Source organism: Oleiphilus sp. HI0123 (assembly GCF_001635315.1).
The window spans coordinates 1-5,979 of the sequence record NZ_LWGE01001700.1 but is presented as its reverse complement, the minus strand read 5'-3'; the positions used below and the strand labels follow the sequence as shown (position 1 = coordinate 5,979).

Below are 5,979 nucleotides of genomic sequence, written 5' to 3'. Positions count from 1 at the left end.
TTGAAGAGCCTAAACAGCTTGGCTCGGTTGCAACAGATCAGCATGTACTGGCTTTGGGAAATATCCAAAAAGCTTTATTGGCCTTGGCTGCACTCGATAAACAAGTCGTTCTGGTGATTGATGAAGCGCAATCGATGCCGGAAGACACTATAGAAGCCTTGCGCTTGCTCACCAACCTGGAAACGGAATCGGCAAAACTGATGCAGGTTGTACTCTTTGGTCAGCCAGAATTGGATGAAACGTTGAATAGCAAAAGTCTTCGACAGCTGCAGCAAAGAATAACGTTTCAGCATGAAATTCGCCCGCTCGATAGGGAGGGTGTCGAACAATATATTTCTCATCGAATGATCCTGGCAGGATACAGCGGTGGTCGTTTGTTTGAAGCAAAAGCAATTTCACTATTAGTGAGTGCATCCAAAGGTATTCCTCGCTTGGTAAATATTTTATGCCATAAGGCGCTGATGGGCGCCTTTGGTGAGGGTGTAAACCTAGTGACCGCGAAGCATATGAAAGCAGCGATTAAAGATACGGAAAGCGCACATAAACCCTGGTGGCGATCTATGCCTCTACCTGGAGCGCTTTCATGAGTTTAGTCAATGATATGCTTAGGGATCTGGAGAAGCGTAAAGCCCCTGAGCAAACCGGTTCCCTAGATACGGGCGTGTCTCGAGAAAGCATGATCGAGCCCAAACAAAGTAGCTTTAAGCAGAAAGATCTTATTTTGGTCGTCTTGGTCATTCTGGTGGCGAGCTTGTTTGCTTATATTCTTATGTCGACTGAGGAAAGCACTGTTGTCTCTGGAGATAGAGACAATAATAGTGAGCGGGCGGTTCAATCGGAAGCAGGGCTTTCACAGCAAGCGCCGACAATGCCTGTCGAAGAGCAGACAGTAAATGAAAAGCAGATAGCCGGGCCTAAATTACTCGAACCTGCTGTAGCGACGAAACAGACTCAGGTTTTGCAAGAATCTGCGCTAAAAGAAAAGAAAAGAGTGGAGCCGGTTGCCTCGGCTATTGTTGAGAAAAAAGCGCGAACAAGTGTCGTGGAAGAAAGCAAAGCAACGAAATCTGTTGTGGCAAAAGAGAGTCGTGAAGTCAAAAAGGCTAGCGATAATATTGTGACTCAGCCAAAAGTTGATAAGAGTACTGTTAGCAAGGGAGCTGATGCTGAGCCAAATTTGCAGACAAAAGCGAAAACCAAGGCCAAGCCGCTTGGTGTTGTTTTGTCTCCCTCTGCACTTGATTTAAAAATGGCATCAGATGCTATTTCATTATTTGAAATAGGTAAGCCAGCAGAAGCTTATGCTTTAATGCAGGCTTTTGTTGCCGAGAACAAGACTGTCGATAAAACGCTCAGCGTTTTGGCAAATCGCTTACTGCAAGACCAGCGCTTCAACGAGCTGTCGGGCCTGCTGGGCCGGGCGGGTAAGCCATTGAGCCCAGACCTGAGACAAGTTAAAGCGCGATGGATGTTGATGCAAGGGGAGCCTGAGCTCGCCGTTGCTTTACTAGAGCAGTCCTTGCCAGATATTGACAAGATGCCAGAGTACTTTGCATTGATGGCATCGCTATACCAACGAAATGGGCAATCAGGCAAAGCGTTTGAACAATACAGTCAGCTTATACAGAGCAACGACACGGTTGCAGACTGGTGGGCTGGTTTGGGGATTGCGGCAGACCAGCTTAAACAAGGGCGGCAGGCTGTATTTGCTTATCAACAGGCGATGACCCTGCCTGGTTTGAATCGTGCGCTAGAGAGTTATATCGGTCAGCGGCTGACAGCCCTGTCCTCGGTAAAGTAATTGAGTGAAGATATGAGTGAACCGAAAAAGAAAATTCGAATTGGTGACTTGCTGATACAAAACGGTGTTATTACCGAAGATCAGCTAATGACGGCCCTATCGGAGCAGAAAAAGACCGGAAGGAAGCTCGGTAAAGCGCTGATCGATCTTGGTTATGTTGATGAAGACAAACTTCTGAATTTACTGTCTCAGCAGTTGGAAGTGCCCTTTGTTCACCTTCGTCATTACCAGTTTAATAACGACCTGGTCAATAAGTTGCCGGAGACATTAGCGCGACGTTTCAGAGCGATAGTCTTAGATGAACAGCAGGGAGAGTTGTTAGTCGGCATGGCCGACCCGATGGATCTGATGGCCTTCGATGAGATTGGTCGAGCGGTCAACCAGCCTTTACGTCTAGCGGTTGTTCGTGAAAGCGAGCTCTTGACGACCATTGACATGGTTTATCGTAAAACAGAAGAAATATCTCACTTGGCTGGAGAGCTTGAAGAAGAGTTGGAAGATGATGCTTTCGACTTGGCTGAGTTAACCACGACCGGAGATGACAGTGAAGCACCGGTTGTAAAACTGCTGCAATCTATTTTTGAAGATGCGGTGCAGGCGAGAGCATCTGATATACATATTGAACCAGACGAAAGTGTGGTACGAATCAGGCAGCGTATAGATGGCATTCTGCAAGAGCAGGTGATGAAAGAGACACGAATCAATGCCGCCCTGGTACTGCGTTTGAAGTTGATGTCGGGCTTAAATATATCCGAAAAAAGAATTCCTCAAGATGGACGCTTTAACGTTAGGGTTAAGGCGCGGTCAGTGGATGTGCGTCTATCGACGATGCCTACGCAATATGGCGAGTCCGTGGTGATGCGTCTTCTTGATCAGACCGAAGGTATTCTGGGGCTGGACAAGGTAGGTATGCCCCCCAAAATACTCGAGCGTTTTAGAATCGCAGTGACACGTCCGCATGGACTGGTACTGGTAACCGGGCCGACGGGGAGTGGTAAAACTACCACTTTGTATGGCGCGCTATCTGAATTGAACAAACCAGAAGTAAAAATTATTACCGCAGAAGATCCGGTTGAATATCGTCTTCCGCGAATTACTCAGGTACAGGTTAACCCAAAGGTGGGATTGAATTTTTCTACCGTACTTAGGGCCTGTTTGCGTCAAGACCCGGATATTGTTTTGGTTGGTGAGATGCGAGACCAAGAGACCGCAGAAATTGGCTTGCGGGCGGCAATGACAGGTCATATGGTGATGTCGACCTTGCATACCAATGACGCGATTGGCAGTGCCATGCGTTTGATTGATATGGGCGCAGAGCCTTATTTGGTAGCGAGTTCTTTGGGCGGGGTGCTGGCCCAGCGTCTTATCAGACGGGTATGCCCGAACTGTGCGACCGAGTATCACCCAACGGAACAGGAGAGAATCTGGCTAGGTAGTATGGTCGCTGAAGGTGAAATCCTACCAGATAATTTCACTGTTGGAAGCGGCTGTTACCAGTGCAGTAATACCGGCTATAAAGGGCGAGTAGGTATTTACGAGTGGCTAGAAATGGATGATCGTACTTTGGGGGCGCTTCGTCGTGCAGACCCGGATGCCTTTGCTGAAGCTGCCAAGATGAATGCTTATTACGAGCCCTTGGATCGGTGCGCCTTAGAGTATGCGCGTCAGGGTATTACGACGATTGATGAGGTCTTCAGAATTTCTGCAACCCTTGATGAATTGGGGGCAAGCTTGGACGATGAGCTGGAAATAGACCTGGATGAACTCGATGAGTAACTTACTTGAAGGGTGGCAGGGTTAATGGCTCGATTTCAATACAAGGGGCGTGATGCAAAAGGGGCCCAGGTTAGCGGTGAACTGGAGATAGCTTCAGAGTCAGCTGCTGCCAATGAGCTGCTTAAAAAAGGTATTACTCCGGTTCAAATCAGTGAGCTGCAGGAAGCGTCAAAAAGTTTGGGCAGTATAAATATACAGCTGATCAAACCCAAAGTGACGCTTGATGAGCTGATTATTTTTTGTCGGCAAATGAATGCTTTGGCTCGCGCCGGTATTCCTATTATACGTGCAATGAAAGGCTTGGCGGATTCAACCAAGTCAGAAGTGCTTCGCGAGACACTCTTTGATGTTTCTCAGCGCCTAGAGTCAGGTGTGAATTTAGCTTCATGCATGCAGGCCCACCCCAAGGTCTTTTCTGATTTGTTTATTAGTATGATTCACGTAGGTGAAAATACAGGTCAACTTGAGGAAGCCTTTAAACGATTAAGTGAGAGCCTGGAAATGGAGCGTGATACACGTAAACGTATCAAGCAAGCGACTCGCTATCCAACCATGGTTATTTCTGCGATCTTCATCGCCTTGTTTATTGTTAACTTGTTCGTTATTCCAAAATTTGCCAGTGTCTTTGCCAAATTTGGTGCAGACCTGCCGCTACCGACTCAGATACTTGTGGCGACCTCTGAGTTTTGTTTGGCTTACTGGTGGCTGATTATCGGTCTTATTTTTGCGGGAATATATGCCTTTAAACAGTGGGTGGCGACGGAGAATGGCAATTATATTTGGGATAGGAAAAAACTCGGCTTTCCAATAGTAGGGGTTTTATTTGAACAGATCGCCTTATCACGATTTACCCGAAACTTTGCCATGATGCTCGCTTCCGGCATGCCGATTACTCATGCTTTGGCGATTGCAGCGGAGGCCTCGGGGAATAAGTTTATCGGTAAACGAATTATTGATATGAAAGTGGGAATAGAGCGTGGCGATAGCCTATTAAGAACGGCGCGTGCTACCGAAATATTTACCCCCTTGGTATTGCAGATGATGGCGGTTGGTGAAGAGACCGGCTCGATCGATAGCCTATTGGATGAAGTGGCAGACTTTTATGATGAAGAAGCAGACTACTCGTTAAAGCGCTTGTCTGAAGCAATCGAACCAATATTAATCGTTGCAATGGGCGGCATTGTCTTGGTCTTGGCATTAGGCGTCTTCTTGCCAATCTGGGACTTGGGCCAGGCAGCAATGGGACGGTAGACAGCGTGTATAAAGCGGAAGAAAAAACTGTTTATGAGCGCAGTTTCGGCAATCGCTATTTTGTGGTCGCAGTGAGCCTTCTGATTATTGTGTTCGCCTTGAATTGGTTGGCTGAACGTTTGAATCAAGAGCTAGTGAATGCCGAGCGTGTACAGTTTATTCATAGGCTTAAAGAACTCAATGCTGCTGTTACCTTGATGCAGGCATCTCTGGTGGCCCAGGATAGGCCGCAAGCAATGGCAGAGTTTGTGGGCGCAAATCCGATGAACTGGGTTCAGGATGACGTGACGCACTATGTTGGAGAGCAAGCTTTAGAGGAAAGTCAGCACCTAGCGGGTGTTTGGGTATTTGACCCAAAACTAAGAGATATTGCTTATCAGCCGCGCGATGTGTCAGTAGAGAGTTTGCGAGCGCAATTGCAGGGGGAGTTCTCAAGGATTGTTAGCGATGAACCTGAATGGCAGCGCCAAAGATATTCGCAATGGTTGCGATTTAGAGTAGTTGGTCTATTGTCAAAGGATAAAGTTCAAGCGAATAAACATTCAGAATATGAAGGGTTAGTTCTGCAGCTCATGCCGTAAACCATGAGCGCAGTTTCTGAAGCAGGTACTTGGTTTTCAAAAACGGGTTTTCAAAAACAGGTTTCAATTTACATTGATGAAGAGAGTTTGAAGTTATGAAAAAAATGTCCGGCTTTACATTAATTGAGTTAGTGGTCGTGATTGCCGTGCTAGCTATTCTTTCTGCGGTGGCCTTCCCGAAGTTTGCCGAGATTTCTGACGAGGCGCATCGATCGGCTGTTGAAGGCGCTGGTGGTAGTTTTACCTCGTCGGTTTCACTGGTTAGAGCCCAGTGGCTGGCAAACGGTACCCGTACCGCCATTACAGACTTACCTGGATATGGTGAACCAGATAATGTTATCGATGTTAGTGTCGATGGCTGGCCAACAGGCGTAAATGGTAACACCAACCCCAGTGGAATGACCGCTGCTGAGTGTAATGCACTGTGGGGGGCATTAATGAATACTAATGGCCTAACGACGTCGACAGCCGTGGGTGAAGACTACCTGACAACGGTGAATTCTGGTGATTGTCGATATACCTATCAGGCAACAGTTGATGGACATAACGTTGAGTATGACCCGAACACCG

Annotated in this window: 6 protein-coding genes; all 6 read left to right on the top strand. The window is 47.2% G+C overall.

The window, feature by feature from the left end; genetic code table 11:
- On the top strand, positions 1-587 hold a 587-nt coding region (locus A3761_RS23020; RefSeq protein WP_156492053.1), incomplete at its 5' end, for an ExeA family protein.
- On the top strand, positions 584-1,801 hold the full coding sequence (locus A3761_RS23015) for a M48 family metallopeptidase (protein WP_068509830.1): 1,218 nt from the start codon (positions 584-586) through the stop codon (positions 1,799-1,801). The genes A3761_RS23020 and A3761_RS23015, both read left to right, overlap by 4 nt.
- 12 nt (positions 1,802-1,813) lie before the next feature.
- A complete protein-coding gene (locus A3761_RS23010) occupies positions 1,814-3,577 on the top strand; it encodes a GspE/PulE family protein (protein ID WP_068554346.1) in 1,764 nt (587 codons plus the stop codon).
- Positions 3,578-3,601: 24 nt separating this feature from the next.
- Positions 3,602-4,828 (top strand): type II secretion system F family protein, encoded by a 1,227-nt coding sequence (locus A3761_RS23005; RefSeq protein WP_068554338.1) that lies wholly within the window; start codon positions 3,602-3,604, stop codon positions 4,826-4,828.
- Between the two features lie 5 nt (positions 4,829-4,833).
- Positions 4,834-5,409, top strand: coding sequence for a hypothetical protein (locus A3761_RS23000; RefSeq protein WP_068554344.1), 576 nt, complete (start codon positions 4,834-4,836; stop codon positions 5,407-5,409).
- Positions 5,410-5,504: 95 nt separating this feature from the next.
- A partial coding sequence (locus tag A3761_RS22995; RefSeq protein ID WP_068750974.1) for a Tfp pilus assembly protein FimT/FimU occupies positions 5,505-5,979 on the top strand: 475 nt, incomplete at its 3' end.

Excerpts from the sequence above, each read along its gene's own strand:
- A3761_RS23005 (WP_068554338.1), top strand. The coding sequence starts at position 3,602 with ATGGCTCGATTTCAATACAAGGGGCGTGATGCAAAAGGGGCCCAGGTT.
- A3761_RS23010 (WP_068554346.1), top strand. The coding sequence starts at position 1,814 with ATGAGTGAACCGAAAAAGAAAATTCGAATTGGTGACTTGCTGATACAA.
- A3761_RS23015 (WP_068509830.1), top strand. The coding sequence starts at position 584 with ATGAGTTTAGTCAATGATATGCTTAGGGATCTGGAGAAGCGTAAAGCC.